The sequence below is a fragment of the Pseudomonas sp. GW822-FHT01E03 genome, assembly GCF_058802985.1.
This window is the reverse complement of record NZ_JBXAOQ010000016.1, coordinates 73,723-97,984: the sequence shown is the minus strand read 5'-3', so window position 1 is coordinate 97,984 and position 24,262 is coordinate 73,723. Positions and strand designations below refer to the sequence as shown.

Sequence of the window (24,262 nt, the reverse complement as noted above, 5' to 3'; positions counted from 1 at the left end):
CATCAGCAGCACTACTGAATTTGAAGTAAACAAAAAAGGCCCGCATCGCTGCGGGCCTTCTTTTTATAGCGGTGGAGAAGGGTTGTTAGCCCGCCACCAGCACCCGAATCGCTTCCAGTCGCAGCGCAGCCTTGTCGAGCATGGCCAGGCCTTGCTCGCGTTGTTTGCGCAGGGCCACCAGTTCGCTGTCGCGCACGGTCGGGTTGACCGCTTGCAAGGCGGTCAGGCGCGCCAGTTCTTCGTCGGTATCGGCGGCCAGGCGACGCTGCGCCTCGGCGACACGTTCAGTGTGGCGCGGCAGGATCTTCGCTTCACCGGCGTTGATCCGTGGCGTCAGTTGGTCACGCTGGGCCTGGATGAACTTGTTGGCGCTGGCACGCGGCACGCTTTCGAGCTGGTCGTTCAAGGTTTCGAACGACACGCGGGCCGACAGGTCGTTGCCGTTGGTATCGAGCAGGCAACGCAGGGCGGCCGGTGGCAGGTAGCGGCCCAGTTGCAGCGAGCGCGGGGCAACCACTTCGCTGACATAGAGCAGTTCCAGCAACACGGTGCCAGGTTTCAGCGCCTTGTTCTTGATCAGCGCCACGGCGGTGTTGCCCATGGAACCGGACAGCACCAGGTCCATGCCGCCCTGAACCATCGGGTGCTCCCAGGTGATGAACTGCATGTCTTCGCGAGACAGCGCCTGGTTACGGTCGTAGGTGATGGTCACGCCTTCGTCGTCGCCCAGCGGGAAGCTGGCGTCGAGCATTTTTTCGCTCGGCTTGAGGATCAGCGCGTTTTCCGAATGGTCTTCGCTGTCGATGCCGAAGGCGTCGAACAGGGTTTCCATGTAGATCGGCAGGGCGAACTGATCGTCTTGCTCGAGGATGTCTTCAACCAGCGCATCACCTTCGCCAGCGCCACCGGAGTTGAGCTCCAGCAAACGGTCGCGGCCGGTGTGCAGTTCGGCTTCAAGGCGCTCACGCTCGGTGCGGGCTTCGTCGATCAGCGCTTGCCACTCACCGTCATCGGCTTCTTCGAGCAGCGGCAGCAGGCGCGGGCCGAACTGGTGCTGCAAGGCGTTGCCGGTCGGGCAGGTGTTGAGGAACGCATTCAGTGCTTCGTGGTACCACTGGAACAGGCGCTCTTGCGGGCTGGTTTCCAGATACGGCACGTGCAGTTCGATGATGTGCTTCTGGCCGATCCGGTCCAGTCGACCGATACGTTGTTCCAGCAGGTCCGGGTGGGACGGCAGATCGAACAGCACCAAGTGATGAGAGAACTGGAAGTTGCGACCTTCACTGCCGATTTCCGAGCAGATCAGCACCTGTGCGCCAAATTCTTCGTCGGCGAAGTAGGCGGCGGCGCGGTCACGCTCGAGGATGTTCATGCCCTCGTGGAACACCGTGGCCGGGATGCCGGAGCGCACGCGCAGGGCGTCTTCCAGGTCCATGGCGGTTTCGGCGTGGGCGCAGATCACCAGCACTTTGGTGCGCTTGAGCATCTTCAGTTGATCGATCAGCCATTCGACGCGCGGGTCGAATTTCCACCAGCGTTCTTCTTCGCTGGCGTCCGGTTGGGCCTGGAAGCTGACTTCCGGGTACAGCTCGGCGTGATCGCCCAATGGCAGTTCGAGGTATTCGTCCGGGCACGGCAGCGGGTACGGGTGCAGCTTGCGCTCCGGGAAACCCTGCACGGCAGCGCGGGTGTTGCGGAACAGCACGCGGCCGGTGCCGTGGCGGTCGAGCAATTCACGCACCAGACGCGCGCTGGCTTCGGTGTCGCCATCGTTGACGGCGGCCAGCAGGGCTTCGCCTTCGTTGCCGAGGAAGCCGTGGATGGTCTTGTGGGCTTGCGGCGACAGGCGTCCCTTGTCCAGCAACTCCTGAACGGCTTCAGCCACCGGGCGATAGTTTTCGCTCTCGGCGCGGAAGGCTTGCAGGTCGTGGAAACGGTTCGGGTCGAGCAGGCGCAGACGAGCGAAGTGGCTGTCCTGGCCCAGTTGTTCCGGGGTGGCGGTCAACAGCAGCACGCCGGGAATGGTCTCCGCGAGTTGCTCGACCAGGGAATACTCGGGGCTGACCTGATCTTCGTGCCACACCAGGTGGTGAGCCTCGTCGACCACCAGCAAGTCCCAGCCCGCCGCGAACAGCGCGTCCTGGGCTTTCTCGTCGTCCACCAACCACTCAAGCGCGACCAGTGCGAGCTGGGTGTCTTCGAAGGGGTTGCTGGCATCGCTTTCGATGAAGCGTTCTTCGTCGAACAGCGCGACCTGCAGGTTAAAGCGGCGACGCATCTCGACCAGCCACTGGTGCTGCAGGTTTTCCGGAACCAGGATCAGCACGCGGTTGGCGCGGCCCGAGAGCAATTGGCGATGGATCACCAGGCCGGCTTCGATGGTTTTGCCCAGGCCTACTTCGTCGGCCAGCAGAACCCGTGGCGCGATACGGTCGGCGACTTCGCGGGCAATGTGCAACTGGTGCGCGATCGGTTGCGCACGCACGCCACCCAGACCCCAAAGGGAGGACTGCAACTGGCGACTGGTGTGTTCCAGTGTGTGGTAACGCAGGGAGAACCAGGCCAGTGGGTCGATCTGGCCGGCGAACAGACGGTCGCTGGCCAGGCGGAACTGGATGAAGTTCGACAGTTGGGTTTCCGGCAGGGTGACCACTTCGTTCTGCCCGTTGAGGCCGTGGTAAACCAGCAGGCCATCGACGTCGTCGACTTCGCGAACGGTCAGCTTCCAGCCTTCGAAGTGAGTGATGGAGTCACCGGGCGAAAACCGCACACGGGTGAGGGGCGCATTCCTTAGCGCGTACTGGCGAGTGTCGCCAGTGGCCGGATAGAGCACGGTCAACAAGCGGCCGTCCTGTGCCAGAACGGTGCCTAAACCCAGCTCGGCTTCGCTGTCACTGATCCAGCGTTGCCCCGGTTGATACTGCTGCGCCATGCTGCCTGACTCCCACCTGAAAAAGCGGGCTATCTTAACGGAATGAGGGCCTCAGGGCCAAAGGACTCTCAGAAAAACTCACAGTCATACGTTAGCCCACCTGTGCATGACGCGCCGCCCGGTGCACTAATGAGTGCCAAATGAGTCACAGTTTGCGACCGATGGCTCAAGTCGCCATCCCCGCAGCCGACAGCCTGCTGACAGGAGACTGAAAACCATGCTGCCACCGATGCTCCCCTTGAGTGCCGTGCCGATCACTTCACAGACCGACCCGATCCGTCAGCGTCCGGATATTCCTCCGGTGGTGCCGGTTCAGGAAAGCTCCAGTGAAAGCACGATCGACCTGCAAAAGCGCAATCCTGAGGAGGACGGACTGGTGCTGCGCGAGGAACAGCGCCGCAGGCAGGACCAGGAACGACGTCGCCACGAAGCTGATAATGACCCGCAGGCTCACCTGGCGATTCCCGGGGATGAGCTCAATGCCGACAACACCGTGCCGGTGGCGCCGCTGATGGAAGATCAGCCGCGGCAAGGGTTGTGGGTCGATATCGAGATTTGAGCGCAGGCTGGTCAGCACGGCCGTCAGGCCGCATTATTGGCGCAGGGTTGCCGAACGCTACGGCGGCTTAAACTCATTTCAAGCGATGCACTGACTGCCATGAGCCAAGACGACAAACTGATTGACCTCAATGCCGAGCGCGCCAAGCGTGTTCATGACCTCAATGACAAGCGGCTCAATGAAGTTCGCCAGGCGTTCGAGCAGGCCATGCCATTGGGCAAGGCCAAAAAAAAGCCGAAAAACAAACCGAAAAAGCGCTGAAATCCCCCGCATTCATTGATGCGGGTCAAACTTCTCCCTTCCTCTTGCCCAGTCTCGGGCGACATTGATCCCGGTCAATATTCTCTCCTGCCCGTTTGGTTAACTTAGCCCTATCGCAACAGGGCAGGTACAGGAGACGCGTCATGTTTTTCGACAACGTGGTGATCGCCGGAGTGCTGACTGTCAGCCTCATGTTTGTATTTTTTGCAGGGTTCGGACTTTTTATCTGGAAGGATTCGCACAAGCGGAAATAACCGTAGTTCTTTCTGGATGTAATGAGCACGCAAGGCATTTTGGGCAACTTCGGTTGCCCTTTTTTTTGCCTGTAAAAAACTATCGGTAAACACGTAACCCTGTAGGAGCGAGCTCTGCTCGCGATGGACGCCAGCGATGACGCGGGCTGCCTGAATGTACGCGTTGTCCTTGCGGTCATCGTCGGAACGCCGCCCGGAGCAGAGCTCGCTCCTACAGTGATTTTTTGCGATTGGCGGCAATAAAAAAGGCGCGGTCCTTGCGGAGCGCGCCTTTTTCGATGCCGCTGTATCAGCTACCCAGCGCCTTCGAGGCCAGCCAGAACAACCCGGCCGACAGGGCCACGGTGGCTGGTAGGGTCAATACCCAGGCCAGCAGGATGGTTCTGACGGTGCCGCCTTGCAGGCCGCTCTTGTTGGCGACCATGGTGCCCGCCACGCCCGAGGACAGCACGTGGGTGGTGGAAACCGGCAGGCTGAAGATGTTGGCCATGCCGATCAGGCTGGCGGTGGTGATCTGCGCCGACATGCCTTGGGAGTAAGTCATGCCTTGCTTGCCGATCTTCTCGCCAATGGTCAGTACCACGCGTTTCCAGCCGACCATGGTGCCCAGGCCCAGGGCCAGTGCTACCGCCAGAATCACCCAGAACGGGGCGTATTCAGTGGTGGTGGTCAGGTCTTTGCGCAACTTGTCCAGGTCAGCCTTTTCACGGGCCCCGAGCGTTGGCAACTTGCTGACTTTCTTCGCGGTGTCATCCAGGCAGAGCAGGTAACGACGTACTTCGATGCGGCTTTCCGCCGACAGCGAATGGTAGTCGGCTACACCCTTGAGGGTGCCGAGCAGGGCGGTGATGGTCGGTTCGGTCTGTTGCGGGTTGCAACGGAATTTCTCCGGCAAGTCGCCGTTCAAGCTCTTGCCCAGGGCCAGGAACTCGCCCAGGGTTTCGGAATTGCGCTGGTAGAACTGGCTCAGGTGCAACGTAGCGTCGCGAGTCCGTTCGATCTGGTAGGTCGTGCTGTTCAGGTCGAGGACGAACTGGGCCGGCACGATACCGATCAGGACCAGCATGATCAGGCCGATACCTTTCTGGCCATCGTTGGAACCGTGCACGAAACTCACGGCCATGGCCGAGATCACAAGTACCAGGCGATTCCAGAACGGCGGGTGTTTCTTGTCGTCGATCTTGCGGCGCTGTTCCGGCGTCTTGTGCATCTTCGACAGCGGACGCCACCATTTAAGACCGATCAGAATCAGCGCGGCGATCAGGAAGCCTGCCATTGGCGAGAATACCAGCGACATGCCGATATCGATCGCCTTTTGCCAGTTCACCCCGTCGGCCAACGGAATTTCGTTGATCAGGGCGTTGGCCAGGCCCACGCCGAGGATCGAGCCGATCAGCGTGTGGGAACTGGAGGCGGGGATACCGAAGTACCAGGTGCCCAGGTTCCAGGTGATGGCTGCGGCGAGCAACGAGAACACCATGGCCAGTCCGTGACCGGTGTTCACATTGATCAGCAGTTCTACCGGCAGCAGGTGGACGATGGCATACGCCACGCCGACCCCGCCCAGCAGCACGCCGAGGAAGTTGAACACACCGGAGAAGAACACCGCCAGGTGAGGCGGCATGGCTTTGGTGTAGATAACGGTCGCCACCGCGTTAGCGGTGTCATGAAAGCCGTTGATGAACTCGAAGGCGAGGACAAAGGCCAGGGCGAGCAAGAGGCTCACAAGCACCCAAGCATCCAGTCCGCTGAATAAATCGATCATGAAGGTTTTCTGACCCGGTCATAAGGGGGCGCGATTATGCCAGAAAAGACTGCTAATCAATGCACTAGCTGCTCATCGGTAACATTCTTCAACGAATTTTTTTGCCGCAGGACCTGAAAACCCACGGTTTTGCTGTGTTTTTTAAGTCATTGATTTTATTGAAAAAATAGACTGTCACAAAACCTTCACCGCCCGGCAGGAGGGGCTTGAACGGTTGTGAGAAAAATCTGAGAAATAGGTCAGATACCGGAAATCTGCCTGATTCGACGACGGTGATGGCCGCTGCCCGCTCGTAGCGGGCGCGAAAGGCAACATCAATACATCCCGCTTTTAACGGGTGCAGAGGCAGGTTCTTGTAAGGATCAGGCCGAAGCAGTCACGGCTCTTCGGCTTTGAGTTCCTTTTCCATTTTTTGAAGTTCTTGCTGGAAAACCTGATCCTGAACGGTGGCGCGTTTACGCCAGGGTTTGCGTTCCGGTTCGGGTTGAGCGGCGTAAGTGGTGACTTCTCCGCCGTAAACTTCCTTGTAACGTTGTTCCTGGCGCTCTAGTTCCGCGCGCAGTTCGTCTTTCGTCACAGTGCTACCTGATTGAGTTGGGATAAATTCTGGTGAAAACGCGCTGCATCAAATCGTTTGATCACGTTCGTCGAGTGGGCAATGCCCGTCAAGGCATCGTTTTTGGCAACAACGTGATCAATACTTCCATGTCACAGGCGGCCACGACACCAGAGATAAATAGCTGACGTAGCTTCAGTTTCCTGTTTCGGCAAGCGCGATGGCAAGGCTGTGCAATGCGGATCTGGCGCTTGCAACGGGCAACGGCGATGGAACATCGCCTGGCCGGGCAGCGGGTTCGGCAAGTAAAAAACCGAAGCGCTACTGAATTGTATTATAGCGGCCGATTTGAAGAACACTATCTCCAAAGAGTTAAAAGTGAATCTTGGTGTGTGACCGTTTTGTTGCTCGAAACTTTGCGATTAACTAGAACGTCGACGGATACCGCATTGCTGCGATGCCTTTCTGACGCCATTAAATCAGGCAAGTTACGGTAATTGGATTGCCCCATTAAGTCCTGTGTCGAGTCGCCGTAAACATGGGGGCGCAAGTCAGCGAAAACCGCGCATCAGCGCATGTGATTTGCACGACGGATTGCGATTATCGGTCGAGCGTTCGATAATCGCACGGAGTTGGCGGGCCGGGCTTGAGCGCCAGGCTCGCCCTTTGTAATAGTCGCTGATCCGAATGGGTAAAAGGACCTTGTATGAACGATCAAATGCGCAATTCCTTCGCTTCAGTGGCGCCTCCCATCGTTGCCTCACCTGCCAAACGGATCCAGGCACTGACCGGCGACCCGGATTTCATGACGTCCCTGGCCCGTGGCCTGGCCGTGGTGCAAGCGTTCCAGGAGCGCAAACGACACCTGACCATCGCCCAGATCAGTCACCGCACGGAAATTCCCCGCGCCGCCGTGCGTCGTTGCCTGCACACTCTGATCAAGCTCGGCTACGCCACCACCGACGGCCGCACCTATTCGCTGCTGCCCAAAGTGCTGACCCTCGGCCATGCCTATGTGTCATCAACGCCGCTGGCGGTTTCCGCCCAGCCTTACCTGGACCGCATGAGCGAGCAACTGCACGAGGCCTGCAACATGGCCACGCTGGAGGGTGATGACATTCTGTACATCGCGCGCTCCGCGACCACCCAGCGGCTGATTTCGGTGGACCTGTCGGTGGGCGGGCGCTTGCCGGCCTATTGCACCTCGATGGGGCGGATCCTGCTGGCCGCACTGGATGACACCTCGCTGGGCGAATACCTCGACCACGCCGAATTGCAAGCCAAGACCAGCCGCACGATCCACACCCCCGAGGCGTTGCTCGAATGCCTGCAAGAGGTGCGAAAGCAAGGCTGGTGCATCGTCGACCAGGAACTCGAGCAAGGACTGCGTTCGATTGCCGTCCCGGTGTACGACGCTTCCGGGCAGGTGGTCGCGGCCCTCAATGTCAGCACTCACGCCGGGCGAGTCAGCCGCAATGAACTGGAACAGCGTTTCCTGCCCGGTTTGTTGAGCGCCAGCCGCGACCTCAGCGCCCAGTTGTTTGCCTAAGCCGTTCGATAAACGCACAGAGTCGCGTTTATCGAATTGACGCTGTTTCCTCCGGATCATTACTGTCGCGGCTTCGTCGGCATCTGCTGACATCGTTCGACCGCGATCCGTGGGATAAAAATAATGAACCAGCCTCAGTCTGCTGTAGGGAACTGCCTCGACGTGCAGTCCTTCATCAATGCCCAACCCATTTCGCGCTACCAGTGGCGCGTGGTGATCCTGTGTTTCCTGATTGTCTTCCTCGATGGCCTCGACACCGCGGCAATGGGCTTCATCGCCCCGGCCCTGTCCCAGGACTGGGGTATCGACCGAGCCAGTCTCGGCCCGGTGATGAGTGCGGCGTTGATCGGCATGGTCTTCGGCGCACTGGGCTCAGGCCCTCTGGCTGACCGCTTCGGGCGAAAAGTCGTACTGGTCGGCGCGGTGCTGTTGTTCGGTGCCTTCAGCCTGGCCTCGGCCTACAGCACCAATGTCGATCAGCTGTTGGTGTTGCGCTTCCTGACCGGCCTGGGTCTGGGCGCCGGCATGCCGAACGCCACCACGCTGCTGTCGGAATACACCCCTGAGCGCAAAAAGTCCCTGCTGGTGACCAGCATGTTCTGCGGCTTCAACCTCGGCATGGCTGGCGGCGGATTTATTTCGGCCAAGCTCATTCCGGCCTTTGGCTGGCACAGCCTGCTGCTGATCGGTGGAGTGCTGCCGCTGATCCTCGCCGTCGTTTTGCTGTTTTGGCTGCCGGAGTCGGCGCGTTACCTGGTGGTGCGCAACCGCGGTACGGACAAAGTGCGCAAGGCACTGGCGCCGATTGACCCGACGGTGGTGGCCCAGGCGTCCAGTTTCAGTGTGCCGGAACAGAAAACCGTGAAGGCGCGCAATGTGTTCGCGGTGATCTTCTCCGGCACCTACAGCACCGGCACCTTGCTCTTGTGGCTGACCTACTTCATGGGCCTGGTGATCGTTTACCTGCTGACCAGTTGGCTGCCGACGCTGATGCGTGACAGTGGCGCGAGCATGGAGCAGGCCGCCTTCATCGGCGCGCTGTTCCAGTTTGGTGGCGTGCTGAGTGCGGTGGGCGTGGGCTGGGCAATGGACCGGTTCAATCCGCACAAGGTCATCGGCACTTTCTACCTGCTGGCCGGGGTGTTTGCCTACGCGGTAGGGCAGAGCCTGGGCAACATCGCGCTGTTGGCGACGCTGGTGCTGGTGGCCGGGATGTGTGTCAACGGTGCGCAATCGGCAATGCCGTCACTGGCTGCGCGGTTTTATCCGACTCAGGGGCGGGCCACCGGCGTGTCGTGGATGCTCGGGATCGGCCGCTTCGGCGCCATCCTCGGGGCGTGGATGGGCGCGACGTTGCTGGGCCTGGGCTGGAACTTCGAGCAAGTGCTGACGGCGCTGGTGATTCCGGCGGCGCTGGCGACGACGGCAGTGGTGATCAAGGGCATGGTCAGTCATGCGGATGCGACCTGAGGCCATCACTCGGGTTCTTTATTGCTGTTGCGGGCCTCTTCGCGAGCAAGCCCGCTCCCACAAGGATCACACTTATCCCTGTGGGAGCGGGCTTGCTCGCGAAGCTTTTGATCTGGATTGTTAGCCGAGCAACAATGTGTTCGATAATCGAACGCTCAGTCGATTATCGGATTGTTTGGCCTTTTTCAGAAGCTTAACCTTCAGTCATTCCGGCGCTGCGCATCGGCGCCTTCTTCCACTGTCGGTCAACAATAAACGGGAGCCTGCCCCAATGGCTGAAATCCTTTCGCTGCACGACGCGGTGAAGCAATTCGTAAACGACGGCGATACGGTCGCGCTCGAAGGCTTTACTCACCTGATCCCGACGGCCGCCGGTCACGAAATCATTCGCCAGGGCAAGAAAGACCTGACCCTGGTGCGGATGACCCCTGACTTGATCTACGACCAGTTGATCGGTGCCGGTTGTGCCCGCAAACTGATTTTCTCCTGGGGCGGCAACCCGGGTGTCGGCTCACTGCATCGCCTGCGTGACGCTGTGGAGAAACAGTGGCCCCACGCGCTGGAAATCGAAGAACACAGCCACGCCGACCTGGCCAACGCCTACGTCGCCGGGGCATCCGGCCTGCCGTTCGCGGTGCTGCGTGCCTACGCCGGTTCCGATTTGCCGAAGGTTAACCCGCTGATCAAATCCGTGACCTGCCCGTTCACCGGCGAAGTGTTGGCAGCAGTGCCTTCGGTGCGTCCGGATATCACGGTGATTCACGCGCAGAAAGCCGACCGCAAGGGCAACGTGCTGCTGTGGGGCATACTCGGCGTGCAGAAAGAAGCTGCGCTGGCGGCCAAGCGCTGCATCGTCACCGTTGAGGAAATCGTCGACGACCTCAATGCGCCGATGAACTCCTGTGTGCTGCCAACCTGGGCCTTGAGCGCGGTTTGCCACGTACCTGGCGGCGCGCATCCGTCCTACGCCCACGGTTACAACGAACGCGACAACCGCTTCTACCAGGCCTGGGACCCGATTGCCCGCGACCGTGAAACCTTCACCGCGTGGATCAACGAATACATCCACGGCAGCGCTGACTTCAGCGAGTTCCAGGCCAAACTGGCCGCCGCTTCGGAGGCGAAGTAATGACTTACACCACCAATGAAATGATGACCGTTGCCGCTGCCCGTCGCCTGAAGAACGGCTCGGTGTGCTTCGTCGGCATCGGCCTGCCATCCAAAGCGGCCAACCTGGCGCGCCTGACTTCCTCGCCTGATGTGGTGCTGATCTACGAATCGGGCCCGATCGGTGCCAAGCCAAGTGTATTGCCACTGTCGATTGGCGACGGTGAGCTGGCGGAAACCGCCGACACCGTGGTGCCGACCGGCGAGATTTTCCGTTACTGGCTACAGGGCGGGCGCATTGACGTCGGTTTCCTCGGCGCGGCGCAGGTCGACCGTTTCGGCAACATCAACACCACCGTCGTGGGTGATTATCACGCGCCGAAAGTCCGTCTGCCGGGTGCAGGTGGCGCGCCGGAGATTGCCGGTTCCGCCAAGAGCGTGTTGATCATCCTCAAGCAGTCGTCGCGCTCCTTTGTCGACAAACTCGATTTCATTACCTCGGTCGGCCACGGCGAGGGCGGCGATTCGCGCAAGCGTCTCGGTCTGCCAGGCGCCGGACCGGTGGGGATCATCACCGATCTGTGCATCATGGAGCCGGAAGCCGGTACCCATGAGTTCGTGGTCACTGCACTGCATCCGGGTGTGACCCGCGAGCAAGTGGTTGATGCCACCGGTTGGGCGATTCGCTTTGCCGACCAGGTTGAGCAAACCGCCGAGCCGACTGAAGTCGAACTGACCGCGCTGCGCGACCTCGAAGCCCGTACCGCTGCCGCACACGGCCAAGCCCCCGGAGAAGCGTGATGCGTGACGTTTATATCTGCGACGCGATTCGTACCCCCATCGGCCGTTTCGGCGGTGGCCTGTCGACGGTGCGTGCCGACGACCTGGCTGCCGTGCCAATCAAGGCCTTGATGGAGCGCAACCCGTCGGTGGACTGGAACGCGGTGGACGAGGTGTTCCTCGGCTGCGCCAACCAGGCCGGTGAAGACAACCGCAACGTTGCGCGTATGGCACTGTTGCTGGCCGGCCTGCCGGAAACCATACCCGGCGTGACCCTCAACCGCCTCTGCGCTTCGGGCATGGATGCCATCGGCACCGCGTTCCGCGCCATCGCCAGCGGCGAGATGGAGCTGGCGATTGCCGGCGGCGTCGAGTCGATGTCCCGTGCGCCGTTCGTGATGGGCAAGGCCGATGCCGCTTTTTCGCGCAATATGAAGCTCGAAGACACCACCATCGGCTGGCGCTTCATCAACCCGTTGATGAAGGCCCAGTACGGCGTGGATGCGATGCCGCAGACCGCTGACAACGTGGCCGACGATTACAAGGTGTCCCGCGCTGATCAGGACGCGTTCGCCCTGCGCAGTCAACAACGCACGGCCGCCGCACAAGCCGCCGGGTTCTTCGCCGAAGAAATCGTTGAAGTGCGCATAGCCCACAAGAAGGGTGAAACCGTGGTCAGCCAGGACGAGCATCCTCGCGCCGACACCACCCTGGAAGCTCTGACCAAACTCAAACCGGTCAACGGCCCCGACAAGACCGTCACCGCCGGCAATGCCTCGGGTGTAAACGACGGCGCCGCCGCGTTGATCCTGGCTTCGGCCGAAGCGGTGAAGAAACACGGCCTGACTGCCCGTGCCAAAGTGCTGGGCATGGCCAGCGCCGGTGTTGCCCCGCGGGTGATGGGCATTGGCCCGGTGCCGGCGGTGCGTAAACTGATCGAGCGCCTCGGTGTGGCGGTCAGCGATTTCGACGTGATCGAGCTCAACGAAGCCTTCGCCAGCCAAGGCCTGGCGGTGCTGCGTGAACTGGGGATCGCGGACGACGCGGCCCAGGTCAACCCGAACGGTGGCGCGATTGCCTTGGGTCACCCGTTGGGCATGAGCGGCGCGCGGCTGGTGTTGACCGCATTGCATCAGCTGGAAAAAACCGGTGGCAAGAATGGTCTGGCGACCATGTGCGTCGGTGTCGGTCAGGGGCTGGCCCTGGCGATCGAGCGCGTCTGACGCGCTCTGAAGACTTATAAGAACTGAGGAATGTTTCATGACTGACAAGCCTGGTTACCGTCGCCCGCAGGAAGGCACCCAGCCGGAGTACCTGCACCCGACCTATCAATCCACCAACCTGCGCTCGCCGTCCAAGCCGTTGGTGTTCCTGCCGCATTCGCTGTCGGAAATCACCGGTCCTACCGTCGGCGCCGAGCGCATCAACGAGAAGGATAACGACCTGACCGCCCAGCACGAGGGGCAGCCTCAGGGTGAGCGCATCATCATCCACGGCCGTGTGCTGGATGAAAACGGTCTGCCGGTGCCGGGGATTCTGGTGGAGATCTGGCAGGCCAACGCCGCCGGTCGCTACGCCCATGCCCGCGACCTGCACGACGCACCGCTGGACCCGAACTTCACCGGCACCGGCCGCACCGTGACCGACGCCGATGGCTGGTACCAGTTCCAGACCATCAAGCCCGGCGCCTATCCATGGGGTAACCACCACAACGCCTGGCGCCCGGCGCACATCCATTTCTCGCTGTTCGGGCCGAGCATCCTGACGCGCCTGGTGACGCAGATGTATTTCCCGGGCGACCCGTTGCTGGCGTACGACCCGATCTACAACTGCGTACCCGATACCAGCGCCAAAGAGCGCTTGATCGCGACGTTCGATCTGGAAAAAACCATCCCTTCCTATGCCCTCGGTTATCGCTGGGACATCGTATTGCGCGGCCGCGACGCCACGCCGATGGAGAAATAAGATGACGCTGACTGCGACCACGTCCCACACCGTCGGGCCGTACTACCACATCGGCCTGACCTGGCTGAACCGCGAAAACCTGACCGTCGAACAAACCCTGGGCGAGCGCGTAGCGATCACCGGGCAAGTGGTCGACGGCAATGGCGACATCGTCAACGACGCGATGCTGGAAGTCTGGCAGGCCAACGCCGCCGGCAAGTATGACCACCCGGAAGACGACCAGGACAAACCCCTGGACCCGAACTTCGAAGGCTTTGGTCGGGTGCCGGTGGATGCCGAAGGACGCTTTCGCTTTACCACCATCAAGCCCGGTACGGTCGAGGGGCTCAAAGGCACGACCCAGGCACCGCACCTTGTCGTTCTGGTGTTTGCCCGTGGTTTGGTGAAGCACCTGCTGACGCGGATCTACTTTGAAGGCGAGGCGGCCAACGTCAACGATCCGTTGCTGGAGTGCGTGCCGGCCGAGCGCCGCAGTACCTTGCTGGCCAAGAAGGATGCGTCGGGTGTTTATCAGTGGAATGTGATTCTGCAGGGTACCGATGCCGAGACGGTGTTCTTCGACTATTAAGTGAACACCGCAACACCTTGTAGGAGCTGGCAAGCCAGCTCCTACAGGGGATCTGTGTTGCTGATTTATCTGCGGAACGGGAGTGTTGCAAAGTGTGTCTAGACTCTCACTTTCCCCATTGAGTGAAAAACAATGACAACACCCACAGCGCCTATAGCTCTTTATACGGGCGAAGAACGCAGCAAGCGGATCTTCGCCATTGTCGGTGCCTCGTCCGGCAACCTGGTTGAATGGTTCGACTTCTACGTCTACGCCTTCTGTGCGATCTATTTCGCACCGGCCTTTTTCCCGTCCGATAACCCCACCGTGCAGCTGGTCAATACCGCTGGCGTGTTCGCCGCCGGGTTCCTGATGCGGCCGATTGGTGGCTGGATTTTCGGGCGCTTGGCGGACAAGCACGGGCGCAAGAATTCGATGTTGATCTCGATTCTGATGATGTGCTTCGGCTCGCTGCTTATCGCCTGCCTGCCGACCTACAGCAGCATTGGGGTCTGGGCGCCGATCCTGTTGCTGTTCGCCCGTTTGCTGCAAGGCTTGTCGGTGGGCGGTGAGTACGGCACTACCGCAACCTACATGAGTGAAGTGGCGCTCAAGGGCCAGCGCGGTTTCTTCGCCTCGTTCCAGTACGTGACCCTGATTGGCGGCCAATTGCTCGCGGTGTCGCTGGTGGTGGTCCTGCAACAGTTCCTCACTGAAGATGACCTGCGTGCCTACGGCTGGCGGATACCCTTCGTGGTGGGTGCCATGGCGGCGCTGGTTTCGCTGTATCTGCGTCGTTCGCTCAAGGAAACCACCAGCAAGGCAATGCGCGAAAACAAGGATGCCGGCAGCATCAGTGCCCTGTTTCGCGACCATAAAACCGCATTCATCACCGTACTCGGTTATACCGCCGGTGGTTCGCTGATCTTCTACACCTTCACCACGTACATGCAGAAGTACCTGGTGAACACCGCCGGCATGCCGGCCAAGACCGCCAGCTACATCATGACCGGCGCGCTGTTCCTCTATATGTGCATGCAGCCGATTTTCGGCATGCTCGCCGACAAGATCGGCCGGCGTAACTCGATGCTCTGGTTCGGCGCCCTCGGCACGCTGTGCACCGTGCCGATCCTGTTGAGCCTGAAAAGCGTGACAAGTCCATTTCTGGCCTTCGTGTTGATTACCCTGGCGCTGGCGATCGTCAGTTTCTACACCTCCATCAGTGGCCTGGTGAAAGCCGAGATGTTCCCGCCCGAGGTGCGTGCATTGGGTGTCGGCCTGGCGTATGCGGTGGCGAATGCGATTTTCGGTGGTTCGGCGGAGTATGTGGCCTTGAGCCTCAAGGCCGTGGGCATGGAAAACACCTTCTACTGGTACGTGACGGTGATGATGGCGATAGCGTTCCTGTTCAGCCTGCGTCTGCCGAAACAGGCGAAGTATCTGCATCACGACCTTTGATCTTCACGCGCGGACCGCAGGCCCGCGCCTCCAGGAATTGTTTATGAACCAGCGACCGGGCAATCAATTGTTCGATGCCTATTTCACGGCCCGCGATATGCGTGAGGTGTTCTGCGATCAGGGTCGGGTCCAGGCCATGCTCGATTTCGAAGCGGCATTGGCCCGGGCCGAAGCACGGGTCGGGATGATTCCGTCGAGTGCTGTCGCGCCGATTGAAGCAGCTTGCCGTGCCGGGCTTTATGATTTTGCGATGTTGGGCGAGGCCATTGCCACGGCGGGTAACTCGGCGATTCCGTTGGTCAAGGCGCTGGGCAAGCAGATCGCGGCCACCGATGCCGAAGCCGAGCGCCATGTGCATCTGGGCGCGACCAGTCAGGACGTGATGGACAGCGGCCTGGTGCTGCAACTGCGGCAGGCGCTGGAACTGATCGAAAACGATCTGGCGCAATTGGGGCAAATCCTCGCTGACCAGGCCCAGCGTTATGCGGCTACGCCGTTGGCCGGGCGTACCTGGTTACAACACGCAACTCCGGTCACCCTCGGCATGAAAATCGCCGGTTGGTTGGGGGCGGTGACGCGCAGCCGTCAGCGACTGGTTGAACTCAAACCGCGTCTGCTGGTGCTGCAATTCGGTGGCGCGTCCGGAACGCTCGCAGCCCTCGGCGACCAGGCCATGCCGATTGCCCAGGCGCTGGCCGAAGAACTGCAACTGACTTTGCCCGATCAACCGTGGCACACCCAGCGCGATCGCGTGGTGGAGTTCGGCGCTGCGCTCGGCCTGATCGCCGGCAGTCTCGGCAAACTCGGGCGTGATATCAGCCTGTTGATGCAAACCGAGGCCGCCGAAGTGTTCGAGCCTTCGGCGCCGGGCAAGGGCGGTTCCTCGACCATGCCGCACAAACGCAATCCGGTGGGCGCGGCGGTGTTGATCGGCGCGGCGACTCGCGTACCCGGTTTGCTTTCGACGCTGTTCAGCGCCATGCCCCAGGAGCACGAGCGCAGCCTCGGTCTGTGGCATGCCGAGTGGGAAACCCTGCCGGAAATCTGCTGCCTGGTGTCGGGCAGCCTGCATCAAGCATTGTTGATCGTCCAAGGGCTGGAAGTGGATGCCGAGCGCATGGCGCGCAATCTCGATTTGACCCAGGGCCTGGTGCTCGCCGAAGCGGTGAGCATCGTCCTCGCGCAGCGGGTTGGGCGCGATACCGCGCATCATCTGTTGGAGCAATGCTGCAAACGCGCCGTGGCCGAACAACGTCACCTGCGTGCGGTCCTCGGCGACGAACCACAAGTGACCGCCGAACTGTCGGCGGCTGAGCTCGATCATCTGCTGGACCCTGCCCATTACCTCGGCCAGGCCAAAACCTGGGTCGAGAGGGCGGTGGCTGAACATTCTGCATTGACTGCCTGAAGGAGACTTGCTGTGGCTTTTGTACAACTCGCCGAGGGCGAACTGCATTACCAACTCGATGGACCGGTCGATGCGCCGGTGCTGGTGCTGTCCAACTCCCTGGGCACGGACCTGCACATGTGGGACGCGCAGATCCCGGCGTTCTCCAAGCATTTTCGCGTGCTGCGTTTCGACACCCGCGGCCATGGCCAGTCATTGGTGACACCGGGGCCTTACAGCATCGAGCAACTGGGCCGCGACGTGCTCGCATTGCTGGATGCCTTGCACATCGAACGCGCGCATTTCTGCGGATTGTCCATGGGCGGGTTGATTGGCCAGTGGCTGGGGATCAACGCCGGCGATCGACTGAACAAGCTGATCGTGTGCAACACCGCAGCGAAAATCGGCGATCCGTCGGTGTGGAACCCGCGCATTGAAATGGTGCTGCGCGATGGTCAGGCGGCCATGGTTGCCCTGCGCGATGCGTCGATTGCCCGCTGGTTCACCCCGGATTTCTCCGAAGCCAACCCGGCGGCGGCCAAGCAGATTACCGACATGCTGGCGGCGACTTCGCCAGAAGGTTACGCGGCCAATTGTGCAGCTGTGCGCGATGCCGATTTCCGCGATCAGTTGTCCTCGATCAAGGCGCCGCTGCTGGTGATCGCCGGCACTGAGGATGCGGTCACGCCGCCGTCGGGTGGGCACTTCATTCAGGAACATGTGCCGGGCGCCGAGTACGCCGAGTTCTACGCTGCGCACTTGTCCAACGTGCAGGCTGGCGCTGATTTCAGCGAATGTGTTCTGGCCTTTCTGAAGGCTCGTTGAGGGATATTCCGTGGACGAGAAACAACGTTACGACGAAGGCATGAAAGTCCGTCGCGCGGTACTGGGCGATGCTCACGTCGACCGCAGCCTGACCACTCTGACCGAGTTCAACTCGGAGTTCCAGGAAATGATCACCCGCCACGCCTGGGGCGACATCTGGACCCGCGAGGGTCTGCCACGCCACACCCGCAGCCTGATCACCATCGCGATGCTGATCGGCATGAACCGCGAGGGTGAACTCAAACTGCACCTGCGCGCCGCCGCCAACAATGGCGTGAGCCGTGGCGAGATCAAGGAAGTGATCATGCAGAGCGCGATCTATTGCGGGATCCCGGCAGCCAATGCGACGTTCCACCTGGCCGAGTCGGTGTGGGATGAGTTGGGGGTTGAATCGCGGGAGTAAGCGGTAACGGTGAACAACCTGTGGGAGCGAGCTTGCTCGCGATGGCGTCGGCACATTCACTATTGATGTCGCCTGATACACCGCCATCGCGAGCAAGCTCGCTCCCACATTTGTTTTGTGTTTACAACAGGCTGATCGGGTAGCTAATGATCAGGCGGTTCTCATCGAACTCGTTGTTGCTGTAGTCGCGGCGCATGGTCGAGTTGCGCCATTTCAGGTTCAGGTCCTTCAGCGCACCGCTTTGCACGGTGTAGCCCAGTTCACTTTCGCGTCCCCATTCCTTGCCGTCGGTGATGGTGCCGGTGTGCACATTGTCACCGCTGATGTAGCGGTTCATCAGGGTCAGGCCCGGAACGCCCAGGGCGGCGAAGTTGTAGTCGTGGCGTACTTGCCAGGATTTCTCCTGGGCATTGTCGTAGCTGGAGTTGTAGCTGTCGTTGGCCAGGGTACCGCCGCTGGTGCCGTTGACCCGCATCCAGGCGTTGTCGCCGGTGAGTTTTTGCAGGCCGACGTAGAAGGTGTTGCCGCCGTATTTGGCCGAGAACAAGCCGTACATGGTCTTGTTGTCCAGCTCGCCGGCCCGGGCGCTGCCGTCATCCTTGCCGTAGAAGAAACCCAGGTTGGCGCCCAGGGTCCAGTCACCCAATGGCTGGCTGTGGGTCAGGTTGATGAACTGCTGGCTGTAGATGTCCTTGAGCTCGGCGTTCCACAGGCCGATCTGGGTGCGCTTTTCGTTGAACAGGTATTCGCCGCCCTGAAAGTTGAAACGGTCGGAGGTGAACGCCGCTTTGCCGGTCATCGACATGTCGTCCATGCTGCTGTCATCGCGGGGGCTGTTCTGCCGGAACTGGCCGCCGTAGAGCGTCAGGCCATTGATCTCCTTCGACGTGATCTGGCCGCCCCGGAAGGTTTGCGGCAACGAACGACCGTCGTCCGAACGCAGGATTGGCAACACCGGCATCCACTCGCCGACTTTCACTTCGGTCTGCGACAGCTTGGCCTTGAACGCGACATTGGTGCGCCCGAAGTTATCCGCCGGGCGACCGTCATGATCCAGCGGCAGTAGTTGCGTACCGCCTGTGCCTTTACCGCCGTCGAGCTTCACCGAATACAAACCGAGCACATCCATGCCGAATCCGACGGTGCCTTGGGTGAAGCCGGACTTGGCGTCGAGGATGAAACTTTGCGTCCACTCTTCAGCCTTGCCTTGGGCCTTGGTCGGGTTGGTGAAGTTGCGGTTGATGTAGAAGTTGCGCAGGTTCAGGTTGACCTTGGCGCCTTCGACAAAACCCGACTCTTCGGCGCTGGCGGGCAGGGCCGCGCTGGCCAGGGCCATGGCAATCAGGCTGGGAACGAAGTACTGCGCGGGAGAAGGCGTCATGGGCTCGGGTCTCTCTAATTCTTTGGGATGAAGCGGGGTAATGCCGCAACCCTGGGTTGCAGACGAATATTCGAAATCAGCACGAACGAAGCGGATCAGCCGGAGAGGGCAGGGCGCGGGGGCATGGTGTCGAACCTGTTGTTATTGGTTTTGTGGTTCGGATGGTGCGTGGAATGTACTGGATGGTTCAATTGTTAAAAGCAGGTTTTGGGCGATTATCGAACGCAACATGTCGCTGGATTTTGTGTGGCCTGTGCGGGCCTCATCGCGAGCAAGCTCGCTCCCACAGTGGACTTACAGCGTGCATAAGATTTTTGCCAAACCCAGCCTCCTGTGGGAGCGAGCTTGCTCGCGATGGGGCCATCACTGAGAACACACCTTTTCCCGCAGCCAACAAAAAGCCCACCAATCGGTGGGCTTCTCGTTTTTACAGCGCTATCAGAAATACTTCATCTTCGGCGCTTCTTCTTTCAACGGCTCGTTCTTCGCCGTCTGTTCGTTCCAGCCACCACCCAGGGCCTTGTACAGGTTGACCTGGCTGACCAGCTGCGCCAGTCGGTCGGTGATCAGCACCTGTTGCGCACTGAACAACTGACGCTGGGCATCGAGGAAGGTCAGGTTGCTGTCGACACCAATGCGGTAGCGACGCTCGGCCAGGCGGTAGTAGTCCTGGTTGGCACTGACGAAATCTTTCTGTGCCTGCAACTGCTGGACGTAGGTCTGGCGGGCGGCCAGGCCGTCGGCGACTTCCTGGAAGGCCGTTTGAATGGACTTCTCGTAGTTCGCCACGCCGATGTCTTTCTGGATTTTCGAGTAATCCAGGCTGGCGCTCAGGGCGCCGGCGTTGAAGATCGGCAGGTTGATCTGCGGTTGGAACAACCAGGTGCCCGAACCTCCCTTGAACAGACCGGACAGGTCCGGGCTCAGGGTGCCGGCATTGGCCGTGAGGCTGATGCTCGGGAAGAACGCAGCCCGCGCCGCGCCGATGTTGGCATTGGCGGCCTTCAGGTTGTACTCGGCCTGAAGGATGTCCGGACGACGATGCAGCAGGTCCGACGGCAGGCCGGGTGGAACGTCGCTCAGCAGGTCGTCGTCAAGTGGTTTGGCCGCTTGCAGGTTGGCCGGGACACCGGTGCCGAGCAGCAGCACCAGGCTGTTCTCGTCCTGGGCGACCTGACGGGTGTACTTGGCCAGTTGCGCACGGGCGTTTTCCACCGAGGTGCGCGACTGTGCCAGGTCCAGGGCCGAGGCGACGCCCACTTCGTTGCTGCGGGCGGTGAGCTTGTAGCTCTCCTCGAAGGCGGCGAGGGTGTCCTGGGTCAGCTTGTACAGTTCCTTGTCGGCCTGCCAGGTCAGGTAGGCATTGGCCACGCTGGCCACCAGGCTGATCTGCGTGCTGCGGCGGCCCTCTTCAGTGGCGAAGTACTTCTGCAACGCTTCTTCGTTCAGGCTGCGAACCCGACCGAACAGGTCGAGTTCATAGGCGCTGACGCCAACAGTTGCCGAGTAGGAACTGGTGATGCCGGCTTCGCCGGTCTGGGAAGCATCAGCCGGAAGCCGCTGACGGCTGCCGCTGCCATTGGCCGAGACGGCCGGGAACAGATCGGCACGGGAGATGCGGTATTGAGCCGCGAACGCGTCGATGTTCAGGGCCGCGACACGCAGGTCACGGTTGTTTTCCAGGGCAACCTGGATCAGCTGTTGCAGCGCCGGGTCATGGAAAAACTGCTTCCAGCCCTGCTCGGCAGCCGCTTGCGCCGGTGCCTGGGCCGGCGAGTACGCCGGGCCCTGCGGGTACTGGCCCGCCACCGGCGCTTCGGGCTGCTGATAGTCAGGTATCAGCGAGCAGCCACCGAGCACGAAGGCGGCGACTGCCAGGGAGAGTAGCGACTTGCTCATTAGCCAGCCTCTTTAGAAGTTTCAATAGCGTCATCCTGGTCGGCGATTTTGCGCTGGCCAATGGACGACACGGTGACGAAGAACAGCGGGACCCAGAAGATCGCCAGCACAGTGGCCGTGATCATACCGCCGATTACGCCGGTACCGATTGCATGCTGGCTACCGGAGCCCGCACCGGTGGATATCGCCAGTGGTACCACACCGAGGACGAAGGCGAGCGAGGTCATGATGATCGGTCGCAGACGCATGCGGCAGGCTTCGATCGCTGCATCGCGCAGGCTACGCCCTTGTTCGTGCAATTCCTTTGCAAATTCGACAATCAGAATGGCGTTTTTCGCCGCCAGACCGATAGTCGTCAACAAACCTACCTGGAAGTACACGTCGTTGGACAAACCACGCAGGCTGGTGGCCATCAGCGCACCGATGATCCCCAGCGGTACAACCAACATCACCGCGATCGGAATCGACCAGCTTTCATACAACGCCGCCAGACACAGGAACACCATCAGCAGCGACAGGGCGTACAGCGCTGGTGCTTGCGAACCGGACAGACGCTCTTCGTACGACAGGCCGGTCCAGGAAATACCGACACCCGCCGGCAGTTTCTTGGCAATGGCCTCGACTTCGAGCATGGCTTCACCGGTGGAATAGCCTGGCGCCGGGGCACCGAGGATTTCCATCGCTTCCACGCCGTTGTAACGGGCCAGTTTCGGCGAACCGTAAATCCACTCGCCCTTGGCGAACGCCGAGAACGGAACCATGTTGCCGGTACTGTTGCGCACGTACCACTTCTGCAGGTCTTCAGGGCCCATTCGAGCGCCTGGCTGGCCTTGCACGTACACCTTCTTCACACGGCCACGGTCGATGAAGTCGTTGACGTAGCTACTGCCCAGGGCAATCGACAGGGTGTTGTTGATGTCGGCGATGGTAATGCCCAGGGCACTGGCCTTCTCGTCATCGATTTCCAGCTGGTATTGCGGTTCGTCGTTCAGGCCGTTCGGGCGCACCTGAGACAGAATCTTGCTTTGTGCGGCCATGCCGAGGAACTGGTTGCGCGCTTCCATCAGTTTTTCGTGGCCGATACCGGCACGGTCCTGCAGGAATACGTCGAAACCGGTGGCGTTACCCAGTTCCAGTACCGCCGGTGGCGCGAAGGCGAACACCATGGCATCGCGGAAGGTGAAGAAGTGCTGCTGGGCACGGGCCGCCACCTTGAACACATTGTTGTCGGCATTACGTTCGTCCCACGGTCTGAGCATGATGAACGCCATACCCGAACTCTGGCCACGGCCGGCGAAGTTGAAGCCGGTCACGGTAAACACCGAGTTCACCGCATCGCCTTCACCGCCATCCTTGCCAGGGCGCAGCAGGAATTCACGCATTTCGTCCACGACCACCTGGGTGCGCTGGGACGTCGAACCGGCCGGGGTCTGCACCTGGGCGAACAGTACACCCTGGTCTTCTTCCGGCAGGAACGCCGTTGGAATGCGGGTGAACAGCCAGATCATGCCAATCACGATCAGCAGGTACGCCAGCAGATACGGGATCTTGCGCTGCAGGATATTGCCGACACCGCGCTCGTAGCCGCGAACGCCACGGTCGAAATTGCGGTTGAACCAGCCAAAGAAACCACGCTTGGGTACGCCGTGCTCGCCTTTGGGAATCGGCTTGAGCATGGTGGCGCAAAGCGCCGGGGTGAAGATCAGCGCGACCAGTACCGACAGGGCCATGGCCGAGACGATGGTGATCGAGAACTGCTTGTAGATCACACCGGTGGAGCCGCTGAAGAACGCCATCGGCAGCAGAACCGCCGACAACACCAGGGCGATACCGACCAGTGCACCCTGGATCTGGCCCATGGACTTCTTGGTGGCTTCCTTGGGTGACAGGCCTTCTTCGCTCATCACCCGTTCGACGTTTTCCACCACGACGATGGCGTCGTCCACCAGCAAGCCGATGGCCAGCACCATGCCGAACATGGTCAGGGTGTTGATGCTGAAACCGGCGGCCGCGAGGATGCCGAATGTACCAAGCAATACCACCGGCACGGTCATCGTGGTGATGATGGTGGCGCGGAAGTTCTGCAGGAACAGGAACATCACCAGGAACACCAGCGCGACCGCTTCGACCAGGGTGTGAACCACGCCCTTGATCGATTCGGTTACTACCGGAGTGGTGTCATACGGAAACACCACTTCCATCCCTTGCGGGAAGAACGGCTTGAGACTGTCGATGGTCGCGCGCAGGGCCTTGGCGGTATCGAGCGCGTTGGCACCGGTGGCCAGTTTCACGGCCAGGCCGGAAGCCGGGGCACCGTTGAACTGGGCGTTGATGCTGTAGTTCTCACCCCCCAGGCCGACTTCGGCAACATCCCTCAAGCGAACCTGGGAACCGTCCTTGTTGACCTTGAGCAGGATCTTTTCGAACTCTTCCGCGGTCTGCAGGCGGGTCTTGCCGATGATGGTCGCGTTCAACTGGGTGCCGGGCAGGGCAGGCAGGCCGCCGAGCTGGCCGGACGACACCTGGACGTTTTGCGCAGCGATGGCGGTCTTGACGTCGATCGGGGTCAGGTTGAAGTTGTTCAACTTGGCCGGGTCGAGCCAGATTCGCATGGCGTACTGGGAACCGAACACCTGGAAGTCGCCGACACCGGCGGTCCGCGAGATCGGGTCCTGCATGTTCGACACGATGTAGTTGGACAGGTCGTCCTTGGTCATGCTGCCGTCACGCGACACCACGCCGATCACCAACAGGAAGTTCTTCACTGCCTTGGTGACGCGGATACCTTGCTGTTGCACTTCTTGCGGCAGCAGCGGGGTGGCCAGGTTCAGCTTGTTCTGGACCTGGACCTGCGCGGTGTCGGAGTTGGTGCCTTGCTCGAAGGTCGCGGTAATGGTCATGGTGCCGTCGGAGTTACTTTCCGACGAGACATAACGCAGGTTGTCGATACCGTTGAGCTGTTGCTCGATCACCTGAACCACGGTGTCCTGAACCGTTTGTGCCGAAGCACCCGGGTAGGCCACGGAGATGGCGATCGCTGGAGGCGCAATGCTCGGGTACTGGTTGATCGGTAGTCTGAGGATCGATAGTGCCCCGACCAGCATGATCACCAGGGCAATTACCCAGGCGAAAATCGGACGGTCGATAAAAAATTTCGACATGGT

At 60.6% G+C, this 24,262-nt stretch carries 20 protein-coding genes; 14 read left to right on the top strand and 6 right to left on the bottom strand.

The annotated features are described in order from the left end of the window. Positions 1-85: 85 nt before the first annotated feature. The gene (gene rapA, locus AC1RP7_RS25655; protein ID WP_057716096.1) at positions 86-2,932 is read right to left on the bottom strand and encodes an RNA polymerase-associated protein RapA; all 2,847 of its coding nucleotides are present in this window, start codon (positions 2,930-2,932) and stop codon (positions 86-88) included. A 217-nt stretch (positions 2,933-3,149) separates the two neighbouring features. On the opposite strand from rapA, the gene AC1RP7_RS25650 reads away from it, so the two are divergent. The 3 genes from AC1RP7_RS25650 to ccoM all read left to right on the top strand — a co-directional run bounded on the left by AC1RP7_RS25650 (position 3,150) and on the right by ccoM (position 4,006). Further along, positions 3,150-3,491 (top strand): aspartate-semialdehyde dehydrogenase, encoded by a 342-nt coding sequence (locus tag AC1RP7_RS25650; RefSeq protein WP_090453550.1) that lies wholly within the window; start codon positions 3,150-3,152, stop codon positions 3,489-3,491. Between the two features lie 99 nt (positions 3,492-3,590). Then, positions 3,591-3,752 carry a hypothetical protein gene (locus AC1RP7_RS25645; protein WP_008016476.1) on the top strand — a complete coding sequence of 54 codons (162 nt, stop codon included), beginning with the start codon at positions 3,591-3,593 and terminating at the stop codon, positions 3,750-3,752. A gap of 143 nt (positions 3,753-3,895) precedes the next feature. Beyond that, entirely contained in the window at positions 3,896-4,006 is a 111-nt protein-coding gene (gene ccoM, locus AC1RP7_RS25640) for a cytochrome c oxidase subunit CcoM (protein ID WP_007976669.1), read from the top strand. Positions 4,007-4,295: 289 nt separating this feature from the next. Here the strand turns inward: ccoM and AC1RP7_RS25635 are convergent, their stop codons facing one another. Continuing rightward, on the bottom strand, positions 4,296-5,771 hold the full coding sequence (locus tag AC1RP7_RS25635; RefSeq protein ID WP_057716094.1) for an inorganic phosphate transporter: 1,476 nt from the start codon (positions 5,769-5,771) through the stop codon (positions 4,296-4,298). A 376-nt stretch (positions 5,772-6,147) separates the two neighbouring features. Then, positions 6,148-6,348 (bottom strand): hypothetical protein, encoded by a 201-nt coding sequence (locus tag AC1RP7_RS25630; RefSeq protein ID WP_007986337.1) that lies wholly within the window; start codon positions 6,346-6,348, stop codon positions 6,148-6,150. Between the two features lie 685 nt (positions 6,349-7,033). Here AC1RP7_RS25630 and pcaR point away from each other — a divergent pair. The 11 genes from pcaR (at position 7,034) to pcaC (ending at position 17,818) form a co-directional block, all read left to right on the top strand. After that, complete coding sequence (gene pcaR / locus AC1RP7_RS25625; RefSeq protein WP_090453552.1) at positions 7,034-7,876, top strand: pca regulon transcriptional regulator PcaR; 843 nt, start codon at positions 7,034-7,036, stop codon at positions 7,874-7,876. Between the two features lie 123 nt (positions 7,877-7,999). After that, on the top strand, positions 8,000-9,346 hold the full coding sequence (gene pcaK, locus AC1RP7_RS25620) for a 4-hydroxybenzoate transporter PcaK (RefSeq protein ID WP_057716092.1): 1,347 nt from the start codon (positions 8,000-8,002) through the stop codon (positions 9,344-9,346). 271 nt (positions 9,347-9,617) lie between these two features. Next, positions 9,618-10,475 (top strand): CoA transferase subunit A, encoded by an 858-nt coding sequence (locus AC1RP7_RS25615; RefSeq protein WP_008054173.1) that lies wholly within the window; start codon positions 9,618-9,620, stop codon positions 10,473-10,475. Continuing rightward, positions 10,475-11,254, top strand: coding sequence for a CoA-transferase subunit beta (locus tag AC1RP7_RS25610; protein WP_057716091.1), 780 nt, complete (start codon positions 10,475-10,477; stop codon positions 11,252-11,254). The genes AC1RP7_RS25615 and AC1RP7_RS25610 overlap by 1 nt, the downstream gene beginning before the upstream one ends. Next, positions 11,251-12,456, top strand: coding sequence for a 3-oxoadipyl-CoA thiolase (gene pcaF / locus AC1RP7_RS25605; RefSeq protein WP_493182216.1), 1,206 nt, complete (start codon positions 11,251-11,253; stop codon positions 12,454-12,456). Before AC1RP7_RS25610 ends, pcaF begins: the two co-directional genes overlap by 4 nt. Before the next feature lie 37 nt (positions 12,457-12,493). Further along, a complete protein-coding gene (pcaH, locus tag AC1RP7_RS25600) occupies positions 12,494-13,198 on the top strand; it encodes a protocatechuate 3,4-dioxygenase subunit beta (protein WP_057716089.1) in 705 nt (234 codons plus the stop codon). A gap of 1 nt (position 13,199) precedes the next feature. Further along, complete coding sequence (gene pcaG / locus AC1RP7_RS25595; RefSeq protein WP_102672182.1) at positions 13,200-13,766, top strand: protocatechuate 3,4-dioxygenase subunit alpha; 567 nt, start codon at positions 13,200-13,202, stop codon at positions 13,764-13,766. 132 nt (positions 13,767-13,898) lie between these two features. Continuing rightward, complete coding sequence (locus AC1RP7_RS25590) at positions 13,899-15,203, top strand: MFS family transporter (protein WP_218495069.1); 1,305 nt, start codon at positions 13,899-13,901, stop codon at positions 15,201-15,203. 43 nt (positions 15,204-15,246) lie between these two features. Next, positions 15,247-16,611 (top strand): 3-carboxy-cis,cis-muconate cycloisomerase, encoded by a 1,365-nt coding sequence (locus tag AC1RP7_RS25585; protein WP_493182218.1) that lies wholly within the window; start codon positions 15,247-15,249, stop codon positions 16,609-16,611. 12 nt (positions 16,612-16,623) lie between these two features. Continuing rightward, a complete protein-coding gene (gene pcaD / locus AC1RP7_RS25580; RefSeq protein ID WP_154909668.1) occupies positions 16,624-17,415 on the top strand; it encodes a 3-oxoadipate enol-lactonase in 792 nt (263 codons plus the stop codon). A 10-nt stretch (positions 17,416-17,425) separates the two neighbouring features. Next, positions 17,426-17,818, top strand: a complete 393-nt coding sequence (pcaC, locus tag AC1RP7_RS25575; RefSeq protein WP_008016493.1) for a 4-carboxymuconolactone decarboxylase — start codon at positions 17,426-17,428, stop codon at positions 17,816-17,818. 121 nt (positions 17,819-17,939) lie between these two features. Here pcaC and AC1RP7_RS25570 read toward each other — a convergent pair whose 3' ends face one another. The 3 genes from AC1RP7_RS25570 to emhB form a co-directional block, all read right to left on the bottom strand. After that, positions 17,940-19,199 (bottom strand): OprD family porin, encoded by a 1,260-nt coding sequence (locus AC1RP7_RS25570; RefSeq protein WP_407514109.1) that lies wholly within the window; start codon positions 19,197-19,199, stop codon positions 17,940-17,942. 438 nt (positions 19,200-19,637) lie between these two features. Next, positions 19,638-21,098 carry an efflux RND transporter outer membrane subunit EmhC gene (gene emhC / locus AC1RP7_RS25565; RefSeq protein WP_090453567.1) on the bottom strand — a complete coding sequence of 487 codons (1,461 nt, stop codon included), beginning with the start codon at positions 21,096-21,098 and terminating at the stop codon, positions 19,638-19,640. Next, complete coding sequence (gene emhB / locus AC1RP7_RS25560) at positions 21,098-24,259, bottom strand: efflux RND transporter permease subunit EmhB (RefSeq protein ID WP_340316560.1); 3,162 nt, start codon at positions 24,257-24,259, stop codon at positions 21,098-21,100. Before emhB ends, emhC begins: the two co-directional genes overlap by 1 nt. Positions 24,260-24,262 lie beyond the last annotated feature (3 nt).

What these genes read in the sequence shown, in the direction of transcription:
- pcaR (WP_090453552.1), top strand. Translation starts at nt 7,034, where the DNA reads ATGAACGATCAAATGCGCAATTCCTTCGCTTCAGTGGCGCCTCCCATC.
- AC1RP7_RS25585 (WP_493182218.1), top strand. Translation starts at nt 15,247, where the DNA reads ATGAACCAGCGACCGGGCAATCAATTGTTCGATGCCTATTTCACGGCC.
- AC1RP7_RS25610 (WP_057716091.1), top strand. Translation starts at nt 10,475, where the DNA reads ATGACTTACACCACCAATGAAATGATGACCGTTGCCGCTGCCCGTCGC.
- AC1RP7_RS25570 (WP_407514109.1), bottom strand. Translation starts at nt 19,199, where the DNA reads ATGACGCCTTCTCCCGCGCAGTACTTCGTTCCCAGCCTGATTGCCATG.
- emhC (WP_090453567.1), bottom strand. Translation starts at nt 21,098, where the DNA reads ATGAGCAAGTCGCTACTCTCCCTGGCAGTCGCCGCCTTCGTGCTCGGT.
- rapA (WP_057716096.1), bottom strand. Translation starts at nt 2,932, where the DNA reads ATGGCGCAGCAGTATCAACCGGGGCAACGCTGGATCAGTGACAGCGAA.
- AC1RP7_RS25645 (WP_008016476.1), top strand. Translation starts at nt 3,591, where the DNA reads ATGAGCCAAGACGACAAACTGATTGACCTCAATGCCGAGCGCGCCAAG.
- emhB (WP_340316560.1), bottom strand. Translation starts at nt 24,259, where the DNA reads ATGTCGAAATTTTTTATCGACCGTCCGATTTTCGCCTGGGTAATTGCC.
- AC1RP7_RS25590 (WP_218495069.1), top strand. Translation starts at nt 13,899, where the DNA reads ATGACAACACCCACAGCGCCTATAGCTCTTTATACGGGCGAAGAACGC.
- AC1RP7_RS25635 (WP_057716094.1), bottom strand. Translation starts at nt 5,771, where the DNA reads ATGATCGATTTATTCAGCGGACTGGATGCTTGGGTGCTTGTGAGCCTC.
- AC1RP7_RS25615 (WP_008054173.1), top strand. Translation starts at nt 9,618, where the DNA reads ATGGCTGAAATCCTTTCGCTGCACGACGCGGTGAAGCAATTCGTAAAC.
- pcaK (WP_057716092.1), top strand. Translation starts at nt 8,000, where the DNA reads ATGAACCAGCCTCAGTCTGCTGTAGGGAACTGCCTCGACGTGCAGTCC.
- pcaG (WP_102672182.1), top strand. Translation starts at nt 13,200, where the DNA reads ATGACGCTGACTGCGACCACGTCCCACACCGTCGGGCCGTACTACCAC.
- ccoM (WP_007976669.1), top strand. Translation starts at nt 3,896, where the DNA reads ATGTTTTTCGACAACGTGGTGATCGCCGGAGTGCTGACTGTCAGCCTC.
- pcaH (WP_057716089.1), top strand. Translation starts at nt 12,494, where the DNA reads ATGACTGACAAGCCTGGTTACCGTCGCCCGCAGGAAGGCACCCAGCCG.
- AC1RP7_RS25650 (WP_090453550.1), top strand. Translation starts at nt 3,150, where the DNA reads ATGCTGCCACCGATGCTCCCCTTGAGTGCCGTGCCGATCACTTCACAG.